Source organism: Synechococcus sp. MU1648 (assembly GCF_023630615.1).
GTDB lineage: Bacteria > Cyanobacteriota > Cyanobacteriia > PCC-6307 > Cyanobiaceae > Parasynechococcus.
Map to the genome: position 1 here is coordinate 120,314 of NZ_JAKUHI010000002.1, position 17,180 is coordinate 137,493.

Genomic DNA, 17,180 nt, shown 5'->3' on the forward strand with positions numbered 1-17,180 from the left:
AGGATGTTGCACGGTTTGCATCAGCCCTTTGGCGTCGGTTCCAGTGACAGCTCCCGCGTTGAACACCAGCCATTCCGAAGCCATCTTCGGAGCAGCACAGGCCCTGATGCCCGGAGGCGTCAGCTCCCCTGTGCGGGCGTTCAAGTCGGTCGGCGGTCAGCCGATCGTGTTCGATCGGGTCAAGGGTCCCTACGCCTGGGACGTGGATGGGAATAAATACATCGACTACATCGGCAGCTGGGGGCCTGCTATCTGCGGCCACGCCCACCCCGAGGTGATCGCAGCACTGCAGGAGGCGGTCGAAAAGGGCACCAGCTTCGGAGCTCCTTGTGCCCTGGAGAACACCCTGGCCGAGATGGTGATCGACGCTGTTCCCAGCGTTGAAATGGTGCGGTTTGTCAACAGCGGTACGGAAGCCTGCATGGCTGTGCTGCGACTGATGCGCGCCTACACCGGCCGCGACAAGGTGATCAAGTTCGAGGGCTGCTACCACGGCCATGCGGACATGTTCCTGGTAAAGGCTGGTTCCGGAGTGGCAACCCTTGGGCTGCCCGATTCTCCAGGCGTGCCCCGCAGCACCACCGCCAACACCCTGACGGCTCCATACAACGATCTAGAGGCCGTTAAAGCTCTGTTTGCAGAGAACCCCGACGCCATCTCTGGCGTCATTCTCGAGCCGATCGTCGGTAACGCTGGTTTCATTCAGCCGGAACCGGGCTTCCTCGAGGGGCTACGCGAACTCACCAAGGAGAACGGAGCTCTGCTCGTGTTCGACGAAGTGATGACTGGATTCCGGATCAGCTACGGCGGCGCCCAAGCCCATTTCGGTGTCACCCCAGACCTCACAACCATGGGCAAGGTGATTGGTGGTGGTCTGCCAGTTGGCGCCTATGGCGGCCGCGCCGACATCATGGGAATGGTGGCGCCTGCAGGCCCGATGTATCAGGCCGGAACCCTCAGCGGTAATCCCTTAGCGATGACTGCAGGTATCAAGACCCTTGAATTGCTCAAGCAGCCCGGTATCTACGACAAGCTGACCGCCACCACCCAGAAGCTCGTGGCGGGCATCAAGGAAGCAGCACAGGCCGCCGGCGTGCCGATTACAACCGCCAGTGTCAGCGCCATGTTCGGCTTCTTCCTCTGCGAAGGCCCTGTGCGTAACTTCGAGGAAGCCAAGGCCACGGATTCGGAACGGTTCGGCAGGCTGCACCGCGCCATGCTCGAGCGGGGCGTCTATCTCGCACCTTCCGCCTTCGAAGCCGGCTTCACCTCCCTGGCGCACTCCGACGCCGACATCGAAGCCACGATCAATGCCTTCCGCGAAAGCTTCGCGGCCGCGGCCTGATCCCGCCGTGGTGGCCTCAGCACCTCCGCCCCCTCCACTGGTCTGCACCATCCAGACCGTGGAGAGCCGGTGGTCAGACCAACCCATTCCTGGCATTCGTCAGCTTGAACAACAGCAATTCCAGATTGATCGGGGTGGTGGCAAACCCAGCATCGATCCAGCCACGGTGATCGAGAGCAGGCTCACACCTCTGGTGGAACGATTCAGCAGTTCCGGTGTTGAGCAGATTGAACGCTCAGGGATGACCTATCACTGGTCCTACGAAGCCCCCTTGGGTCCTCTCCAATTCAGCAATGGCGGGGGATCAACAAGCCCAGGCCGCGACAGTCGTGTCGCCGTGAGCGGCGATCTGATTATCGACGTGCAAAACGGTTTCAAACTCAGTCAGCAATCCCGCCTAACCCAATCCGGTGGGACACAAACCCTGAGCAGCCTTCTTGAAACAGCCCATGGCTCCTGCCGCGAACAACGCTGAGGCGCTTCTGGTGCAGGCTCGGCAAGCCGCCAAGCGTGCCCATTGCCCTTATTCGAACTTCCATGTGGGTGCCGCCGTACGGTGCGAAGACGGGAGCGTGATCGACGGCTGCAACGTTGAAAACGCCAGCTATGGACTGAGCATCTGCGCGGAGCGCGTTGCGCTGTTTACTGCCATCAGCCTGGGCAAACAACCAATTGCACTGGCCGTGAGCTGTATCGATGCCCAGACCGATGCCTTGCCTAACTCACGCATGCCATGCGGCGCTTGCCGCCAGGTGATGCAAGAACTCCTTCCGAGCGATGCCCATGTCAGCATCGACGGTGTTGGCACCATGCAGCTTGACCAACTTCTCCCAGCACCATTTCAGCTTGGCGCGCCAAACAGCAATCGATAATTACAAAAATAAATTCGAATCAATTGATCAACAGGGCAACATTTTGATCAAGATCATTACCCATACAACTAAGCCTCGCACAGTCGAATCAAAAGACACATGAAAACACCTCAAACAAAATTTCATCGCTCCCGCCAGCACCACAATAAGCTTCTAGAAAAACAATATTTCTATTAATTTTTACCATTCAGCCCAAAAAGAAAACACAGAACTACGCTGTTGATTCGCAGACAAAAATCAAGAGTGAGCCCAGCGTGCCAAGGCTTTCTGAGGATCACTAATTTCAGACAAGTCGCTATAAACGTACTGCGGCCATTCAACCTCTGGAAGGCCTGCAAATAACATCAAATTGAGTGGATATTCTTCAGAATCCGTACAGCGACGGAAGTCATCCCGAAACAGGAATGTTGGCTTACCAAGAGCAATCGCGGCACCAAGTTCCACCATCACCCCTTCATCAGGTGGCGTTCCATTCACGATCGCGAACAGGGCATCAGCATCACGCACATCCTGCAAGTCCCGCTGGGCAACGCGATAGGCCCAACCGGGTTCCGCCAAATTCACCTGACCATTTCGCGCAAAGGGCTCCCACACCTCTAACCCCAGGGCTTCCAACGCCCCGATGAACTCTGGCAACAACAGCCGCTTCCACTGGGCGGAAAAGCCGTAAGGAGACGCCAAATAAATCGTGCGCAAGGACGTCATCACAGCCCACGCGAGGAGCGATAGGCCTGCTCATCCGCACGAGCCTTTTCGAGGTTTTCCCAGGGGAACACCACCCATTCCGACGACTCTGCAACCACGGCTGCCGTCCACCAGTTAGGACAGCTCTTGCTAACCCACACGGCAAAGGATGCCTGAGGCACCTGAGTCTTCAACACCTTCAACGTGCGCCCGGTTTCATAGACATCATCCACAATCAACGCCGATTGTTCTGGTGATGACAGCATGGGGAGATCCATGGCATGGCTCAGTGCAACCGCGAGGCAAAGCCCCCCTCTAGGGACCCCGTAAACCCCGGTCACCGCTGAATTTGCAAACCGTGAAGCCAACAGCTGCACAGCCTGATCAAACTGGGCCCAGCTAAGGATCTGCATAGCCGGAGAATGGCACATCAACGCTGTAATGCACTTTGAGCCGAGACGTCCCCCCCCAGGAGCAAACCCGCAAATGGTTTCGCAGCCATCTGCTGAACCGGGAGCTGGAATTGCAGGAGCTGTATGACCTGCCGCAAGGAGAACTTGATCTTCTGATGGCCGAAACCGCAGAGATCCGCTCGGACACAGAAAACCGATCCCGCAGTCACGGCCGCTGGTGCACAGCGGGCTATGTGCTGGAACTCGCCCGGATCATTGACGGGCGACGGGCCCGAGATCATGACACTTTCAGGTAAATCATTCGATCATGCCGTGAACGATGACTCTGACCACCAAGTTGAGATGCAGGCCTACAACCACCCTTCAGGCTTACGAGCCATCTCTAAACATCAACAACGAATCCCGAGCATTTTCAATAAATCCAAGCCATGACCGACGAAATTTAAAATCACCACGAAGCAATTTCAGCACTCTTTTCTGATAGCTGACCTTATGTGGGTCAGAAGCAAGCAGTTGCTGCGTCGCCCTAATCTCTCGATCAATCGTGCGATGCCGATACACCTTTTGGATCTTCACAACGCTTTCGCGAAGCTCTTGTTTGGCCGCCTCTGGGTCACCATCAACATTGTCCCGAAGATGATTCAACATGGACCGATCCAACGACATGCAGTAGGGGTCGATCTGCTCGGGCATGGAATCGAGAACATTTAATAGGAATGCCACACGAGCATGACGGCTTGGGAAATCCATCGAATCATTATCCGCATTCAGATTCACCTGCTTACGCCCTGAACTCTGTGCAAGAGTTCGCTTAACCACACCGCCTTCTTTCAACAGGAGATCATCCAGACCACGGAGGTAGTAGTGCTGAACAGGAAATTGTTGACCCTGGTCAACACCAAGGCAACGACCGGATCCATGGGTGTTAGATGCATGAAGACGAAGCCGCTTAAGTGCAGATGTTTTGACGATTGATTTCACCTGGGGGAAAACAAAAAATCTCTTTTGAGCAGACTCAAAGAAATCATCATCCATGGATGCTGTCAGTCTCCATGGCATCAGGAGAGATTCAATATTTTCCTCTTCAAGGAATCGGAACAAACCTGGATGCAAGTATTCATCAGCATCAATAACAGCAACATAATCCTCTCGAATCAGATCCTGAACACTGGAAATCTTTTGCCCTTCAGACTCATGGAATTGAATCTCATTTTTTGCGAATATCTCTCTGCACAATGGCGCCGCTCCTGGAGCAATCACAGGATAAAAAGTGTCAACACCAAGGCGACGATGATGATCAATAAAAGACTGCAAGTAGGGAGCCTCGCCATCAAAAACACGAACCGCGATGGCGTAACTACCCACTAAAACAAAGAAATTTAATTAAAATTACCACAACATGTCCCTTGGAAACATGTTGCCTCAAGGGCTTGCGTCATGGAATCCAAGCCTGCCTGCATCAAGAGACACTCCTGGGGATCCCCGCATCCATGCAACCAATCTCCACGAGTGGGGCGGTGAATCAACATGCTTTTGTTAGTGCAGGCATGATCGTTGCAATACATCCCAAGCCATTCGTCGGCTTTGGATCAACTCAACATCAGGCCCTGCATCCGTCTGATCAGCGATAGTTCTCAAACTGTAGAGGTACATCAAGTTCATCTTCTTTGCTCTTTACAAGTTGAATAGCAGCCTGAAGATCGTCCTTATTCTTACCCGTGATCCGCACACTTTCACCCTGGATTGCAGCCGTCACCTTCTTCAGTTCGTCACGCACCATCTTGCTTAGTTTTTTAGCAATCTCCTGACTAAGGCCCTTACGCAGCTTCACCACCTGCTTCACCCGATTTCCCCCCGCCGTTTCAGGAGTTTGAAAATCAAAAATTTTGAGTGAAAGGTTGCGTTTGGTCGCTTTGGTTCGAAGCACATCCTCCACAGCTTGAAGCGTCATATCACTGGCTGTGGTGATCACCAGCTCTGTCTCTTCCAGATCAATCTCAGTGTTGGAATCCTTGAGGTCATAACGGTTGCCCACATCGCGACGCACCTGATCGAGGGTGTTCACCAGCTCCTGACGGTCAAAGTCAGAGACCACGTCGAATGAATACGTACTGGCCATGTCGCGAGCGTGTCGATCGTCCAGCTTAGAAAGCCACCGCCCCCTTCAAGGTTGCAGTCATCCAAGGCCCGTTATGGTCGCCGGACCTGATCGAAATCGATGACTCCTGCGTTTGCCTGGGCCCTCTGTCTGATGGGAGGAGTCGTGATGGTGAGCATCGTGCTTACCGGCGCCGGAAGGGCCAAAGCAGACTTCACCATGGCTGATCTGCAGGCACCACGGGCGATGTTTGAGCGGCTGCCCGCCTTCGGTCAGCGCGCGGTCTGGGCACAGGAGAACAGCTGGGAAGCTCTCACTCTGGGTGCCCCTGCGATGCTGTTGTGTCTGATCAGTGGTGTCAGCAGCACCAGTGCAATCGCTGCAGCGTGGATCTGGCCAGGCATCCGTTTCGTCTATCTGTTCGCCTACGTCGGCAATGTGCCTCCCCTTAGGGGACTCTGTTGGGCGACTGGGGTGACGGCCGTCGGCGTCTGCTACGTCGAGGGGCTACGGGCCGTGATCAGCGCCGCTGGCTGATCAGTCGAAATAAAGAAGACTCACCACCTTCCCCATATCTTCTGCCGTTCGCGCACTTGCAAGCAGCGTTTCACTGTCATGAAACGCGAGGCAGATCAACTGATCACAGCGGTTGATGATCTCCTGATTGCACAAACTGCTGGCCATGGGCAAAGGCAGATCGTCCTGCTCGGGCTTATCAACAAGGTGCAGCACACGATCCAGGAGATCACGGATTTCAGGCACCTGCCGATCGAGGCTCTGGGGCAACAAAACCGTGAGCTTGGAGGGATCCACCTCCAGACATCCGCGAATCACCGCAGCGTTTACCCCCTGGGATCCTGATGTGACCAGGGAATGCCCTTCCTGAACGAGAGAGCGTGCCACCAACTCGATCAGATGAACCGCAACAACGGGGACATGGCGGCTACCAAGGATGGCGATCCTTCGCTGACTTTTGTCCTGCAACAGTGCAAGTTCCTGCGCCAGGGTGTCAACCCGATCGAGAGCTGGCAGATCCAGTGACTGACCCAAGGAAAACCCGCCGCCTGATTTCATCGGAAGCTAGCAACCATCAGGCGTGTTGAACCGTCAGATTCAATGCACTGAAGAGCTGATCCAGCTTGCAGTGCTCTTCCACAAGACGGAAGGCATAGGTCGCCTTCACAGCTTCATGCAGCCGCACATGTCCGAAGGCCTGCTCAATCACTTCCACCGTGGCGAGCGTGTCGTGCTCCACCTTGAGGAGGGGCACATCCAGCTCTTCAGCGCGGTTGATCAATTGAGGGAGAGGTTCCCCCGCTCCAGTCAGGATCAGGCACTGGGTTGAAGCCTCCAGAGCAGCCAGCTGGATATCAGTGCGATCCGCACCCGTGACGACAGCCATGTTGCGTCGTTTGCGGAAGAACTCCATGGCTGAATTCACATTCATCGCGCCAATACTCAGGGTTTCCACCAGCAGTTCTTGCCGTTCTGGGCAGCAAATCACCCGCGCATTCAGCCGTCTTACCAACTCACCGACGGTGACGCTGCGCAGCAATGGGGAACGCGGCATGACCCCGAACACCTGCAAGCCCAGGCCCTGCAAGGCAGGAACCACCTGACGCTCCAAGCTCTCGACCTCCTCGGGGGTGACAGCATTCAGGACGACACCGACCAGGCGATCTCCAAGGGTCTGCTTGGCCGCCAGAAGAGCATCCACGCTGCGACTGTCCTGCCACAGGTGCACCAGCACGACCTTGGCATCAAGACCTGTCGCCAATTGCGGCAGGCTGAGGCCATACAGCAGCCCCTCCTGCAGGCTTCCCGCGCACTCCAAAAGGGTGAGTCCTTCGCCGGCCTCTATTTGCTGCCGCAGTTCATCGAAACCTTCGCCTGCATCCAGCTCGCCCAGGCCAAGGCGCTGGGCAGCTGTTGTCGGAGACAGCAGATGCATCGATGGAATCAGACGCTCCGACGGCAGATTCAGCGTTTCACCAACAAAGCGAACGTCATCGTCGATGAGGGGTTCCGGCAACGGCCCCTGGTTTGGATCCCAATCCAGGCTGGTGGCCAAGGGCTTTCCAAAGCGGATCTGCTGTCCGGCTCGCGCAAGCTGCTGGGCAATTCCCAGAACTAGGGCCGACTTCCCACTGAACGGCTCGCACGATCCGATCAACAGTGTCGTTCCCATAGAGGTGATGCCTGTCATCAATGAATCTAGGCCTGCTCAGGAGCATCACTGCGCTCAATCAACAGCCACTGCCAGAACCCATCGGGGAGGTCCGGCTCCGATCGCTGCGGATGAGAGCGATCCATCAGCCAGGCCACCAGTTGATGAGTCACCAGAGAGAAATCAACATCCCCCTCTGTATGACCAGGAAAACGGAGTTCGCATTCCAGCCTCTCCAGGGGCGCAGCGACCCCGTTCCAGCGGAGTTCATAGGGGTATCCATCCATTCCGGCAACGGGACGCCGCCCCTCCAATTCACCGCGACGCAGGATCTGCAGGGCTGCGGCGAGATCCTGCTCACGACTGACACCACCGCAATAGGGAGCAAACAGAACCAGTTGGGCAGCATCTGACACAGCTGGTGTTGGGTTCCTGGTTCAGTCGATTCAAGGATGCCCCAAGCTGGCCCCATGGCCCAGTCCCCCTTCCACGGCCGAACCATCGGCATCACAGGCGCGCGCGGAGCTCTGGGCGTAGCCCTCTCCCGTTGCTTTCGTGGCGCAGGCGCCCACGTGATCGGTTTCACGCACGGTGCGACACCTCCAGAGCAAACGGATGGCCCCCACCGCTGGGTGAGCTGGAGCTGCGGCAACGAAGCCAGCCTGGACGCCGATCTGGCGGACATCGATGTTCTAGTTCTCAACCATGGAATCAATCCTCAGGGCGACCAAAGCCCTGACGTGATTAATCAAGCCCTGGAGATCAACACCCTGAGCAGCTGGCGGCTGATGCAGCGTTTTGAGGCCATCAGCAGAACCTCAACCCGGGGTTGTCCAAAAGAAGTGTGGGTCAACACCTCAGAAGCGGAAATTCAGCCTGCCGTCAGTCCGGTGTACGAACTCACCAAACGAATGTTGGGTCAGCTGGTGAGCATCCGTGGTGCTGTGCTCGATCCATCAGGGCGCGAAGCCCTGATCCTGCGCAAGCTTGTGCTCGGCCCCTTCCGCTCATCGCTCAATCCCATTGGGGTCATGGGAGCCGATTTCGTTGCTGAACAGGTGCTGCGCCAAGCCGGCTGGGGGTTTCGCCTCGTGATCGTGACCCCAAACCCACTGACCTATGTCTTGATGCCCCTGACCGAGCTCGGACGGAGGATCTACAGCCAGATCCTCAGTCGCCCCGATCAGTGAGGATCTCGCACCCGTCGCTGGTGACCAGAACAGTGTGTTCCCACTGCGCGGAAAGCGATCCGTCGCGGGTGACGACAGTCCACTGATCTCGGAGTGTGCGGCATGCCTTACTGCCAGCATTGAGGATTGGCTCAATGGCCAGGGTCATGCCGGGACGCAGGGTGACGTTAGGAAGCTCATCGGTGCGGAAGTTGAACACGGAGGGTTCTTCGTGCAGGTTCCGGCCCACACCGTGGCCGGTGTAATCCTCCACGACACTGAAACCGTTGGCCTTGACGTGGTCTTCAACCGCTCCAGCGATATCCAGCAGGGTGTTACCGGCTTTGACTTGGCTGAGACCAGCCATCAAGGACTCCTTGGCAACACGGCTCAACGTCTGAGCTTCCTCGGGGGCATCACCCACGCAGATCGTGATGCAGCTGTCGCCGTGGTAGCCCTCGAAGTACGCGCCGGTGTCAACTTTCAGCAGATCGCCCTGCCGGATCACCCGCTTCGCACTGGGAATGCCATGCACCACCTCGTTGTTGATGCTGGCGCAGATGCTCGCTGGAAACCCGTGATATCCCTTAAAGCTCGGGGTCGCGCCCATTTCCCGAATGCGTTTTTCGGCGTAGGCATCGATATCCCCAGTGGTTTGACCAGGCTCCACCATTCCCATCACTTCGCGGAGCACGGTTGCAACGATGTGACTGGCTTGGCGCATGATCTTCACCTCGCGCGCCGATTTGATCTCAACACCTCGACGCTTCTGGATCCGCGGCCCGGTTGCTGTCACCTGCCCCTGCGCAGCCTGGGTGGATGCCAGAAGATCAGCAAAGAGATTCATGGCTCAACCGAATTTCCGTCACGCTATCAACAGCAACCGAATTGATGCCGGTCATGACGCTGCTTGTGCGCTTGCGCGAACTGCACCGAAGCGTTGCACCATTCGTTCTGGCGCCACTGCTGGTGACGGTGTTCTCCGGCGTCAGTTATCGCTTGGCCCGTGATTGGTTCGGAGCGAGCCGCGAACAGGTGCACTGGTTGATGGTGGTGCATGAAGGGGAATGGCTTGGATCCACGCTGGAACCGGTCGTCGTGCTTCTCAACGCAGTTGGCCTGTTGTGGATGCTGATCACAGGCGCAGTGCTCCTGATCGAACGATGGCGCCGGAAGGTACACTCATAGTTTGGCGATTCAACGCGGAGCTGGGATGGCAGCCGATTCGAAGGACACAGTGGTGACCGACGAGAACACCGAAGCGGCTGTGGATACAGCACCTGAGGCCTCAGAGGCGAAGCCCAACAAGGCTGCTAGCTCTCCAACAAAAAAGCTGAGCGCCGAGGCTCTTATTCGCGGCTTTGAGACGGCTCAGCAGAAGGATGATCTTCCTGAGATCTACGTGGGCGACACGGTTCGTGTTGGCGTGCGGATCAGTGAGGGCAACAAAGAACGCGTGCAGCCCTACGAGGGCGTGGTGATCTCCAAACGCCATGGAGGCCTCAATCAGACCATCACGGTGCGGCGGATTTTCCAAGGCATCGGTGTCGAGCGGGTGTTCATGGTTCATAGCCCCCAGGTGGCTTCCATCAAGGTGGAGCGGCGCGGTAAAGTGCGCAGGGCGAAGCTTTTCTATCTGCGGGAACGGGTGGGCAAGGCCACCCGCGTGAAGCAGCGCTTCGATCGCTGAGGTTTCGACCTCGTTCAATCAGTTGCCAACAACGTTGGCTTAGGGGTTCATCGCCTTGCGCCGTTAGTTCAGTTGGTAGAACGCAGGTCTCCAAAACCTGATGTCGGGGGTTCGAGTCCTCCACGGCGCGTCCGATGTTCCCCTCGTGCAGTTTCCCGGTTCTGAGCATGGAGTTGGATCTTCAACCTGGTGATGTTGTGAAGGTGTTGGAGTCAGCCGCCCTTGGCTGGGTCCGAGCCCGAGTGATACGCGTCAAATCTGGCGGCCGTGTGGTCGTTCAAAGTGATCAAGGTCGTGAGTTCACCGCTCGTGGCAATCAGGTTCGGCTGATTGAACCAGCTGGATTCCGCCCCTGAACTTTGTTCTGTCGGTTTTCAACCGATGTGAGCTGCTTGTCCCGACGACACAGTCGTCGGGATTTTTTTAATGGCAGCGATCTGATGACAAATAAAGCTTCTTCCTCACTTCATGTTGTTGACGGAGGGCAGGGCGACGGTTGATACTGATCAGGTCGCCAAGGCGACTCAGGTCAAGCTGTTCTGAGGAACACTCCTAAAAAGCTTGCTTTGATCTGGGACCGTAGTTCAACCGGTTAGAGCACCGCCCTGTCACGGCGGAAGTTGCGGGTTCGAATCCCGTCGGTCCCGTTCTCACCACCAAGAGCATCGATGGTGCGCGTTCGATTGGCCCCTAGCCCAACGGGCACGCTTCATATTGGAACGGCGCGAACAGCTGTTTTCAACTGGCTTTACGCCAAGCATGAGCAGGGAACATTCGTGCTCCGCATCGAAGACACCGATAAAGAGCGATCAAAACCGGAGTTCACCCAGAACATCCTTGAGGGCTTGCAATGGCTCGGGCTCAACTGGGATGAGGAGCCCGTCATCCAGAGCGAACGGGTCTCCCAGCATCGTGAGGCGATTCAGTCCCTGCTCGATCAAGGATTGGCCTACCGCTGCTACGCCAGCGAATCGGAACTCACGGCCATGCGCGATGCGCAAAAAGCCTCCAACCAGGCTCCGCGCTACGACAACCGTCACAGGAATCTGACACCGGATCAGGAGCAAGCCTTTCAGGCGGAGGGGCGTGAATCAGTGATTCGCTTTCGGATTGATGACGCCGCCGAGATCCGCTGGAACGACCTGGTGCGTGGCGCCATGAGCTGGCGCGGCTCAGACCTCGGCGGAGACATGGTCATTGCCCGTCGGGCACCAGCCGACGTGATCGGAGACCCTCTTTACAACCTTGTGGTGGTGGTGGATGACGCCGCCATGGAGATCACCCACGTGATCCGCGGTGAAGACCACATTGCCAACACGGCCAAGCAACTGCTCCTTTACGAGGCGCTAGGTCTGCCGTTACCCACCTTTGCCCACGCCCCTCTCATCCTCAATTCTGAGGGACGCAAACTCTCCAAACGAGATGGCGTGACGTCCATCAATGACTTCCGCGCCATGGGATACACCCCTGACGCCATTGCCAACTACATGACCCTTTTGGGTTGGTCCGTTCCGGAAGGCATGGAGGAACGATTCAGCTTGAGCGAGGCCGCTGCCGTCTTCAGCTTCGAGCGTGTCAACAAAGCAGGTGCCCGCTTCGACTGGGACAAGCTCAACTGGCTCAACGCCCAGGTTTTGCATGGCTGGACATCGGAGCATCTCCTGAAAAAGCTGACACCACTTTGGGCTGGGCGCGGTTGGGAGCAACCCAACAGCAACAGTTGGAGCCTCGACCTCTGTGCCTTGCTGGGCCCGTCGCTCACCCTGCTGAACGACGGCGTCGATCAGGCGGCACCGTTCTTTGAATGTCCTGAACTCCAGGAGGATGCTCTTGAGCAACTGGCGGTCGACGGAGCGAAAGCGGCCGTCACCAACCTGATTGAGCGCCTTGAGAGCAAACCATGGGATGGCATGGATACCGATCAAGCCAAGGCCTGGTTGGGGGATGCCGCCAAAGCAGCCGGTGTGAAAAAAGGAGTGGTGATGAAATCCCTGCGCGCCGCATTGCTTGGGCGTCTTCAAGGACCGGATTTGATCACAACATGGTCACTGCTGGCCCGAATCGGTGAGGACCTGCCGCGTCTGCGGCGCTGCCTCAGCTGACATTGGTTCAACGTCATCGCCTTTGACCAGACCGAGAGCCCGAGCTAACGGTTGAGCAGTAAGGCCCTGCAGACCAACGGTCATCAGGATTGTCAGAAACACCAGCCCCTGAAGACGTCCAGCCCCCAAAATGCCGGCCTGTTCGAGACGTATGGCGAACAGTGAGGCCACTGATGCAGTAACGATTCCTCGAGGAGCGAGCCAACCCAGAAACAGGCGTTGCTCAAGGTTGTACGGAAGGCCAATTGTGGCCACCCCTACGCCGATCGGGCGCACCACCAGCATCAACGACAGCACACACAGAATCCCGCCCCAACCGAGCGGACTGAGTTCAGCCCAAGACACGTCAGCCGCCAGAAGCGGAAAGAGCATGGTGATCGCCAACTGCGCCAGTTCCTGAATCAGACCATCCAGTTCGGCGGTGTGCGGTCCTGGACGGCGACCGACGACGATGCCTGCTGCCACCGAAGCGGGAAGGGCTGATTCAGGCAGCAGCCACTCACTGACGCCGTACATCAGAAACAGCAAACCCAGGCTGAGCTGAAGCGGTAACCCCTTCAACTGATCGGGATTGAGTCGTCTCAGGACCTCTGACAAGAGCCAGCCGACGCTCCCGCCGATCAGCACACCGCCACCCAATCGATACAACAGGCCGAGCATGACCTCACGCCAGCCATGCAGATTGCCAATAGCAAGCTCCAACAGCAACAGGGCTAAAACAGCGCCGATGGGCTCAAGGACCAGTCCTTCAGCCTCAAGAACTTCACCCAGAGGCGGTGCGAGCCGAATCTGACGCACCAACGGGGTGACCACCGTTGGCCCCGTGGCTAGCACGATGGCGCTGAAGACGGCGGCAAGCGACCAGCTGAGGCCAGCAAGCCAATGGGCCGCCACCAGACCACCTCCAAGGGAGATCAACAGGCGTAGGGCTGCGATGCGCTGCACCGTGGCCTTGATCGTGTCACCGGGCAGGCGGAGATTGAGTCCGCCGTCGAACAGCACCAGGCTGACCAGCAGACCCACCACAGTCCCAAGCCCGGAGCCAAGGTCGAGGGGTTCCACCCAACCCAAACCCGAGCGACCGATCAGCAGCCCAGACAGGAGCAGCAGAACAACTCCAGGCAATCCAGACGTAGCCGCTAGAAGGCGCGCCGAAGCACCCGAGAACACAGTGACGCCCCAGAGGAGGCCCAGACGCTCAGGCGTCATCGACGGAGGAGAACTGAGGTTCCACGCGCACGCCAATCACAGCCTGGGGCCGAACGACCAGATATTCACCCTCCAGATCGCTGATGGGAACGTTGACGAAGCCGCCCTGCGTCTCGGCATTGACCAAACCTTGGTACCACTCCTGAAAGGTCTCGAGTTTCGGGAAGAACACGCGCTCGGTCTGCCCTCCCACAAGGTGGAGATGGACGGCATAACGGCGAGGCGTGCGGGACATCAGTGCGGAAGGACATCCGTCATGGTTTTCACAGGATGACGGATCGGTTCAGGGTCTGCCCAGAGAAAAGGGTGAAGACCTGCCCGTCGCGGGGCATAAAGCGGATGGCGTGGCTGTCCCGAGGCCGTCAACCCCAACATCAAAGGGTGAGGAGAATCGGGAACAGATCGTTTGCGCTCAGCAAGCAACTGTTGAATCCCGTCAAGAACGGCCTGAGCCCGATCCAGTCGCGCCCCATTCACCCCCCAACCGCACCAGAGATCGACCCCAGGCATCAGGGACCAGTGGTTGAGCCATCGCATCAGGAAATAGTCGTTCCGAACACCAATTGGATCCTTCACCCTGAGCAGCGCCGCAGGCGATGGCGAGATGCGAGCAAACAAATTGAGAACGACCAATTCCCGATATCCCCATTCCCTTGTGAAGCCAATCAATCGACGCAGGGTCGGGTCATCGCGCTGTCCATCAGCCCTTGAGGGGTTCAGTCCGATGAAAAGCAGGCAACCCTCCCCAGCGCCCAGGCAACGCCGCAGCCACCAGCGATAGCAGCCATCGCTGCTCAGCAGCGCCTCAGACTCCGAGGTGGCGGCAACACCGCTCAAGAATGCGTTCGCTGGCGTGACCATCGCCGAAGGGATTAACGGCGCGGGACATCTCTTCATAGGCCGTGGGATCCCCAAGCAGGCGCGAGGTCTCTTCCACAATCACATCGGGATCGGTGCCCACCAGCCGAGCCGTTCCCGCATCAACGGCCTCCGGCCGCTCCGTGGTTCGCCGCAAGACCAGAACAGGTTTGCCGAGCGCAGGAGCTTCCTCCTGGAGACCGCCGGAATCGGTCAGCAGCAGGCAGCAGCCTTTCATCGCCGCAACAAGCCGGTCGTAATCCAAAGGTTCGGTCAGAACGACACGGGGATGACTCCCCAGAAGAGCTTGCAATGGCTCACGCACCGTTGGATTGCGATGCATGGGCAGCAGGAGGGCCGTGTCGGGGTATCGATCCAGCACCTGCAGCATGCCTGCAGCGATGTCATGGAGACGATCACCCCAATTCTCCCGCCGATGCACGGTGGCCAGGATCACCCTCTGTTGGGCCCAGTCGAGTCCATCGAACTGGATATCCGGCGCCGATTCCGCCATCAGCAACAACGCATCGATCACTGTGTTTCCAGTCACGGAGATCTCTCCGACAACACCGGATGCTTTCAAATTGGTTTCCGCCTTAGCCGTTGGCGCGAAGTGAAGTGACGCAATCTGAGAGAGCAGTCGACGATTGGCTTCTTCAGGGAAGGGGTCCAGAAGATTGTCGGTCCGCAGACCAGCCTCCACATGCCCAACCGGAATCTGCTCGTAAAACGCTGCCAGGCCAGCGGCAAAGGCCGTGGTGGTATCACCTTGAACCAGGACCAACTGCGGGGGATAGGCCTGAAAGTCTTCGCGCAGCCCTTGAAGCGCTGCACAGGTGACGTGCGTCAGGGTTTGGCGAGGCGCCATCAGGTTGAGATCCTGATCAGCTTGGAGATGAAATAGATCCATCACCTGGGCCACCATTTCACGGTGCTGACCGGTCAGGACGACCCGAGTCTTCAGCGCATTACAGGCCTGGAACATCCGGATCACCGGAGCCAGCTTGATCGCCTCCGGACGCGTTCCCAGAACGATCGTGACGCGGGGCTGTTCAGCCATTCCATCCAGACGGACCGCTGGAGTTTACGGGCGTCAACCCGGAGAGAACAGTGAGAAAACCTTGCCAGCCTCAGCATCGGGACAATCCTGAAGGGGAATCTCTCGCCATCACCGTGGCTCAGCCGGTTTTCCCCCCCAGCTTCCCGCCGCGCCCGACGTCAGACCGGACCTCTAAGACGTCAGTACGGAGCCCTGCAGTGACTCCGGTCATCCAGAGCCCAGGGCCGAAAGCGGCGAAGGGTGGTTCTCCAAGCCTGGAAGAGATCGTTCGCATCGCCCATGAAGCCGGCCATTCCGATGTGCACCTGGGGGTTGGAGAAGTCCCGCGCTACCGAGCCCGAGGGGACATCCAGGGCACGGAATGGCCCGTGACCGATGCCGATGTTTTTCAGGGATGGCTCCAGGAAATCCTGACGCCTCAGCAAATCGATGCCTTCATCAGCGACAAGGAATTTGACGGCTCCCATGCTTTCGCCTTCGTGCGCGTGCGCATCAACCTGATGGATTCGCTGCGGGGGCCGGCAATGGTGCTGCGCCTGATTCCGCAGACAATCCTCAGCATGGAGCAGCTGAATCTCCCAAGCGTGCTGGAAGGTCTCGCGGCCCGTCCGAAGGGACTAATCCTGGTGACTGGACCGACAGGGTCTGGCAAGAGCACAACGCTGGCGGCCATGATCGATTGGATCAACCGCAACGAAGCTCGACACATCCTCACGATCGAGGACCCCGTGGAATTCGTGCACGAAAGTCGTAAGTCCCTCATCCGTCATCGCGAAGTGGGGTTGCACACGCTGAAGTTCCACAACGCATTACGGGCTGCCTTGCGGGAAGACCCGGACGTGATCTTGGTGGGCGAAATTAGGGATCAAGAAACGCTATCCACGGCGCTCGAAGCCGCGCAGACCGGCCATCTGGTCTTCGGAACGCTTCACACCAATTCAGCGGTCAAGACCGTGGAACGGGTCCTTGGCATGTATCCCCCTGAAGAGCAAGAGAGCGTGCGCCGGTCGTTGTCAGAGGCACTGATCGGGGTGATTGCCCAGGGACTCATCAAGACCACCGATGGGAAGCGGGCGGCTTATCACGACATCCTGATCAACACAGACGCCTGCAAGGACTACATCCAGCGGGGGGCCCTCGATGAGGTGGAGGAAATCATGGAACGCAGCGGCTTCGACGGGATGGTGACGACCAATCAATCCCTTCTGGCCCTGGTGGAGTCGGATCGGATCGAGGGAGATCAGGCTGTTGCCGTGAGCCTCAAACCCAATGAGCTGGCTCAAGCCCTACGGGGCCGGAGCTGATCAACCTCCGCTGAACACACGCACCAGCAAAACGACAGCGATCCCGGCAGACAGGCCGATCATCGCCAGGCGACCGTTCCAGATCTCAGCCTGAGGAGTGAAGCCCCGCTTCCAAGCATTCAGTTCTTCAGCCTCCACGGGCGCCGGGGAATCTGATCTGGATTCGGGTTGGTCCACGACGCTGGTGCCGAAGAGTGGGCACAAGCCTA

24 protein-coding genes and 2 tRNA genes are annotated in these 17,180 nt (G+C 57.8%); 13 read left to right on the forward strand and 13 right to left on the reverse strand.

Going from position 1 to position 17,180, the window contains the following annotated elements; translation table 11 throughout:
- Positions 1 to 43 precede the first annotated feature (43 nt).
- Genes hemL through NCN06_RS04145 form a run of 3 tightly spaced genes read left to right on the forward strand, consistent with a single transcriptional unit; the run spans position 44 to position 2,217 of the window.
- Positions 44 to 1,345: a glutamate-1-semialdehyde 2,1-aminomutase gene (hemL, locus tag NCN06_RS04135; protein WP_226398274.1), complete on the forward strand. Its 1,302-nt coding sequence runs from the start codon at positions 44 to 46 to the stop codon at positions 1,343 to 1,345.
- A 10-nt stretch (positions 1,346 to 1,355) separates the two neighbouring features.
- Positions 1,356 to 1,820: a hypothetical protein gene (locus NCN06_RS04140; protein ID WP_226422981.1), complete on the forward strand. Its 465-nt coding sequence runs from the start codon at positions 1,356 to 1,358 to the stop codon at positions 1,818 to 1,820.
- On the forward strand, positions 1,795 to 2,217 hold the full coding sequence (locus NCN06_RS04145) for a cytidine deaminase (RefSeq protein ID WP_226398276.1): 423 nt from the start codon (positions 1,795 to 1,797) through the stop codon (positions 2,215 to 2,217). The genes NCN06_RS04140 and NCN06_RS04145 overlap by 26 nt, the downstream gene beginning before the upstream one ends.
- Before the next feature lie 237 nt (positions 2,218 to 2,454).
- Here the strand turns inward: NCN06_RS04145 and NCN06_RS04150 are convergent, their stop codons facing one another.
- Positions 2,455 to 2,922 (reverse strand): nucleoside 2-deoxyribosyltransferase, encoded by a 468-nt coding sequence (locus NCN06_RS04150; RefSeq protein ID WP_226398277.1) that lies wholly within the window; start codon positions 2,920 to 2,922, stop codon positions 2,455 to 2,457.
- Positions 2,922 to 3,179 carry a hypothetical protein gene (locus tag NCN06_RS04155; protein ID WP_350223179.1) on the reverse strand — a complete coding sequence of 86 codons (258 nt, stop codon included), beginning with the start codon at positions 3,177 to 3,179 and terminating at the stop codon, positions 2,922 to 2,924. The genes NCN06_RS04150 and NCN06_RS04155 overlap by 1 nt, the downstream gene beginning before the upstream one ends.
- A gap of 170 nt (positions 3,180 to 3,349) precedes the next feature.
- Here NCN06_RS04155 and NCN06_RS04160 point away from each other — a divergent pair, with 170 nt between their 5' ends.
- Positions 3,350 to 3,610 (forward strand): hypothetical protein, encoded by a 261-nt coding sequence (locus NCN06_RS04160; RefSeq protein WP_115024021.1) that lies wholly within the window; start codon positions 3,350 to 3,352, stop codon positions 3,608 to 3,610.
- Positions 3,611 to 3,683: 73 nt separating this feature from the next.
- On the opposite strand, the gene NCN06_RS04165 is transcribed toward NCN06_RS04160, so the two are convergent.
- Both NCN06_RS04165 and NCN06_RS04170 read right to left on the reverse strand, forming a co-directional pair.
- A complete protein-coding gene (locus tag NCN06_RS04165) occupies positions 3,684 to 4,679 on the reverse strand; it encodes a glycosyltransferase family 2 protein (protein ID WP_250398699.1) in 996 nt (331 codons plus the stop codon).
- 256 nt (positions 4,680 to 4,935) lie between these two features.
- Positions 4,936 to 5,433 carry a YajQ family cyclic di-GMP-binding protein gene (locus NCN06_RS04170; protein ID WP_115024024.1) on the reverse strand — a complete coding sequence of 166 codons (498 nt, stop codon included), beginning with the start codon at positions 5,431 to 5,433 and terminating at the stop codon, positions 4,936 to 4,938.
- A 99-nt stretch (positions 5,434 to 5,532) separates the two neighbouring features.
- Between NCN06_RS04170 and NCN06_RS04175 the strand changes: the two genes are divergently transcribed.
- Positions 5,533 to 5,949, forward strand: coding sequence for an MAPEG family protein (locus NCN06_RS04175; RefSeq protein ID WP_115024025.1), 417 nt, complete (start codon positions 5,533 to 5,535; stop codon positions 5,947 to 5,949).
- On the opposite strand, the gene NCN06_RS04180 is transcribed toward NCN06_RS04175, so the two are convergent.
- Genes NCN06_RS04180 through ebsA form a run of 3 tightly spaced genes read right to left on the reverse strand, consistent with a single transcriptional unit; the run spans position 5,950 to position 7,995 of the window.
- Positions 5,950 to 6,486, reverse strand: a complete 537-nt coding sequence (locus tag NCN06_RS04180) for a DNA-processing protein DprA (RefSeq protein ID WP_038556374.1) — start codon at positions 6,484 to 6,486, stop codon at positions 5,950 to 5,952.
- A gap of 16 nt (positions 6,487 to 6,502) precedes the next feature.
- Entirely contained in the window at positions 6,503 to 7,600 is a 1,098-nt protein-coding gene (locus tag NCN06_RS04185; protein ID WP_115024027.1) for a phosphotransacetylase family protein, read from the reverse strand.
- A gap of 26 nt (positions 7,601 to 7,626) precedes the next feature.
- Complete coding sequence (ebsA, locus tag NCN06_RS04190) at positions 7,627 to 7,995, reverse strand: type IV pilus biogenesis protein EbsA (RefSeq protein WP_115024028.1); 369 nt, start codon at positions 7,993 to 7,995, stop codon at positions 7,627 to 7,629.
- 36 nt (positions 7,996 to 8,031) lie between these two features.
- Here ebsA and NCN06_RS04195 point away from each other — a divergent pair, with 36 nt between their 5' ends.
- Positions 8,032 to 8,769: an SDR family oxidoreductase gene (locus tag NCN06_RS04195; RefSeq protein WP_115024030.1), complete on the forward strand. Its 738-nt coding sequence runs from the start codon at positions 8,032 to 8,034 to the stop codon at positions 8,767 to 8,769.
- On the opposite strand, the gene map is transcribed toward NCN06_RS04195, so the two are convergent.
- The gene (gene map, locus NCN06_RS04200) at positions 8,750 to 9,595 is read right to left on the reverse strand and encodes a type I methionyl aminopeptidase (protein ID WP_115024032.1); all 846 of its coding nucleotides are present in this window, start codon (positions 9,593 to 9,595) and stop codon (positions 8,750 to 8,752) included. The two genes, NCN06_RS04195 and map, sit on opposite strands and share 20 nt — an antisense overlap.
- Positions 9,596 to 9,648: 53 nt before the next feature.
- Here map and NCN06_RS04205 point away from each other — a divergent pair, with 53 nt between their 5' ends.
- From NCN06_RS04205 to gltX, 6 genes are all read left to right on the forward strand, one after another.
- Entirely contained in the window at positions 9,649 to 9,936 is a 288-nt protein-coding gene (locus tag NCN06_RS04205) for a PepSY domain-containing protein (RefSeq protein WP_115024033.1), read from the forward strand.
- A 25-nt stretch (positions 9,937 to 9,961) separates the two neighbouring features.
- A complete protein-coding gene (rplS, locus tag NCN06_RS04210; RefSeq protein ID WP_226398280.1) occupies positions 9,962 to 10,438 on the forward strand; it encodes a 50S ribosomal protein L19 in 477 nt (158 codons plus the stop codon).
- A 57-nt stretch (positions 10,439 to 10,495) separates the two neighbouring features.
- Positions 10,496 to 10,568 (forward strand) — tRNA-Trp (locus NCN06_RS04215).
- Positions 10,569 to 10,605: 37 nt separating this feature from the next.
- Positions 10,606 to 10,794 carry an SH3 domain-containing protein gene (locus NCN06_RS04220; protein ID WP_006043540.1) on the forward strand — a complete coding sequence of 63 codons (189 nt, stop codon included), beginning with the start codon at positions 10,606 to 10,608 and terminating at the stop codon, positions 10,792 to 10,794.
- A gap of 217 nt (positions 10,795 to 11,011) precedes the next feature.
- Positions 11,012 to 11,085, forward strand: a tRNA-Asp gene (locus NCN06_RS04225).
- Positions 11,086 to 11,106: 21 nt separating this feature from the next.
- Complete coding sequence (gltX, locus tag NCN06_RS04230) at positions 11,107 to 12,540, forward strand: glutamate--tRNA ligase (RefSeq protein ID WP_250398700.1); 1,434 nt, start codon at positions 11,107 to 11,109, stop codon at positions 12,538 to 12,540.
- Here the strand turns inward: gltX and NCN06_RS04235 are convergent.
- The 4 genes from NCN06_RS04235 to wecB are packed head-to-tail and all read right to left on the reverse strand — an operon-like array spanning position 12,484 to position 15,667.
- Positions 12,484 to 13,749, reverse strand: coding sequence for a cation:proton antiporter (locus NCN06_RS04235; RefSeq protein ID WP_226398282.1), 1,266 nt, complete (start codon positions 13,747 to 13,749; stop codon positions 12,484 to 12,486). The two genes, gltX and NCN06_RS04235, sit on opposite strands and share 57 nt — an antisense overlap.
- Positions 13,739 to 13,984 (reverse strand): hypothetical protein, encoded by a 246-nt coding sequence (locus NCN06_RS04240; RefSeq protein WP_115024038.1) that lies wholly within the window; start codon positions 13,982 to 13,984, stop codon positions 13,739 to 13,741. The genes NCN06_RS04235 and NCN06_RS04240 overlap by 11 nt, the downstream gene beginning before the upstream one ends.
- Positions 13,984 to 14,586 (reverse strand): DUF1643 domain-containing protein, encoded by a 603-nt coding sequence (locus tag NCN06_RS04245; RefSeq protein WP_226422987.1) that lies wholly within the window; start codon positions 14,584 to 14,586, stop codon positions 13,984 to 13,986. Before NCN06_RS04245 ends, NCN06_RS04240 begins: the two co-directional genes overlap by 1 nt.
- Positions 14,555 to 15,667 (reverse strand): non-hydrolyzing UDP-N-acetylglucosamine 2-epimerase, encoded by a 1,113-nt coding sequence (gene wecB / locus NCN06_RS04250; protein WP_226398284.1) that lies wholly within the window; start codon positions 15,665 to 15,667, stop codon positions 14,555 to 14,557. Before wecB ends, NCN06_RS04245 begins: the two co-directional genes overlap by 32 nt.
- A 197-nt stretch (positions 15,668 to 15,864) precedes the next feature.
- Here wecB and NCN06_RS04255 point away from each other — a divergent pair, with 197 nt between their 5' ends.
- Complete coding sequence (locus NCN06_RS04255; protein ID WP_226422988.1) at positions 15,865 to 16,971, forward strand: type IV pilus twitching motility protein PilT; 1,107 nt, start codon at positions 15,865 to 15,867, stop codon at positions 16,969 to 16,971.
- Here the strand turns inward: NCN06_RS04255 and NCN06_RS04260 are convergent, their stop codons facing one another.
- Positions 16,972 to 17,148 carry a chlorophyll a/b-binding protein gene (locus NCN06_RS04260; RefSeq protein ID WP_115024352.1) on the reverse strand — a complete coding sequence of 59 codons (177 nt, stop codon included), beginning with the start codon at positions 17,146 to 17,148 and terminating at the stop codon, positions 16,972 to 16,974.
- Positions 17,149 to 17,180: the final 32 nt, after the last annotated feature.

What these genes read in the sequence shown, in the direction of transcription:
- NCN06_RS04205 (WP_115024033.1), top strand. Translation starts at nt 9,649, where the DNA reads ATGACGCTGCTTGTGCGCTTGCGCGAACTGCACCGAAGCGTTGCACCA.
- NCN06_RS04170 (WP_115024024.1), bottom strand. Translation starts at nt 5,433, where the DNA reads ATGGCCAGTACGTATTCATTCGACGTGGTCTCTGACTTTGACCGTCAG.
- NCN06_RS04185 (WP_115024027.1), bottom strand. Translation starts at nt 7,600, where the DNA reads ATGGGAACGACACTGTTGATCGGATCGTGCGAGCCGTTCAGTGGGAAG.
- map (WP_115024032.1), bottom strand. Translation starts at nt 9,595, where the DNA reads ATGAATCTCTTTGCTGATCTTCTGGCATCCACCCAGGCTGCGCAGGGG.
- wecB (WP_226398284.1), bottom strand. Translation starts at nt 15,667, where the DNA reads ATGGCTGAACAGCCCCGCGTCACGATCGTTCTGGGAACGCGTCCGGAG.
- NCN06_RS04195 (WP_115024030.1), top strand. Translation starts at nt 8,032, where the DNA reads ATGCCCCAAGCTGGCCCCATGGCCCAGTCCCCCTTCCACGGCCGAACC.
- rplS (WP_226398280.1), top strand. Translation starts at nt 9,962, where the DNA reads ATGGCAGCCGATTCGAAGGACACAGTGGTGACCGACGAGAACACCGAA.
- NCN06_RS04175 (WP_115024025.1), top strand. Translation starts at nt 5,533, where the DNA reads ATGACTCCTGCGTTTGCCTGGGCCCTCTGTCTGATGGGAGGAGTCGTG.
- gltX (WP_250398700.1), top strand. Translation starts at nt 11,107, where the DNA reads ATGGTGCGCGTTCGATTGGCCCCTAGCCCAACGGGCACGCTTCATATT.
- NCN06_RS04155 (WP_350223179.1), bottom strand. Translation starts at nt 3,179, where the DNA reads ATGGATCTCCCCATGCTGTCATCACCAGAACAATCGGCGTTGATTGTG.
- NCN06_RS04145 (WP_226398276.1), top strand. Translation starts at nt 1,795, where the DNA reads ATGGCTCCTGCCGCGAACAACGCTGAGGCGCTTCTGGTGCAGGCTCGG.
- NCN06_RS04220 (WP_006043540.1), top strand. Translation starts at nt 10,606, where the DNA reads ATGGAGTTGGATCTTCAACCTGGTGATGTTGTGAAGGTGTTGGAGTCA.
- NCN06_RS04235 (WP_226398282.1), bottom strand. Translation starts at nt 13,749, where the DNA reads ATGACGCCTGAGCGTCTGGGCCTCCTCTGGGGCGTCACTGTGTTCTCG.
- NCN06_RS04150 (WP_226398277.1), bottom strand. Translation starts at nt 2,922, where the DNA reads ATGACGTCCTTGCGCACGATTTATTTGGCGTCTCCTTACGGCTTTTCC.
- NCN06_RS04180 (WP_038556374.1), bottom strand. Translation starts at nt 6,486, where the DNA reads ATGAAATCAGGCGGCGGGTTTTCCTTGGGTCAGTCACTGGATCTGCCA.
- NCN06_RS04240 (WP_115024038.1), bottom strand. Translation starts at nt 13,984, where the DNA reads ATGTCCCGCACGCCTCGCCGTTATGCCGTCCATCTCCACCTTGTGGGA.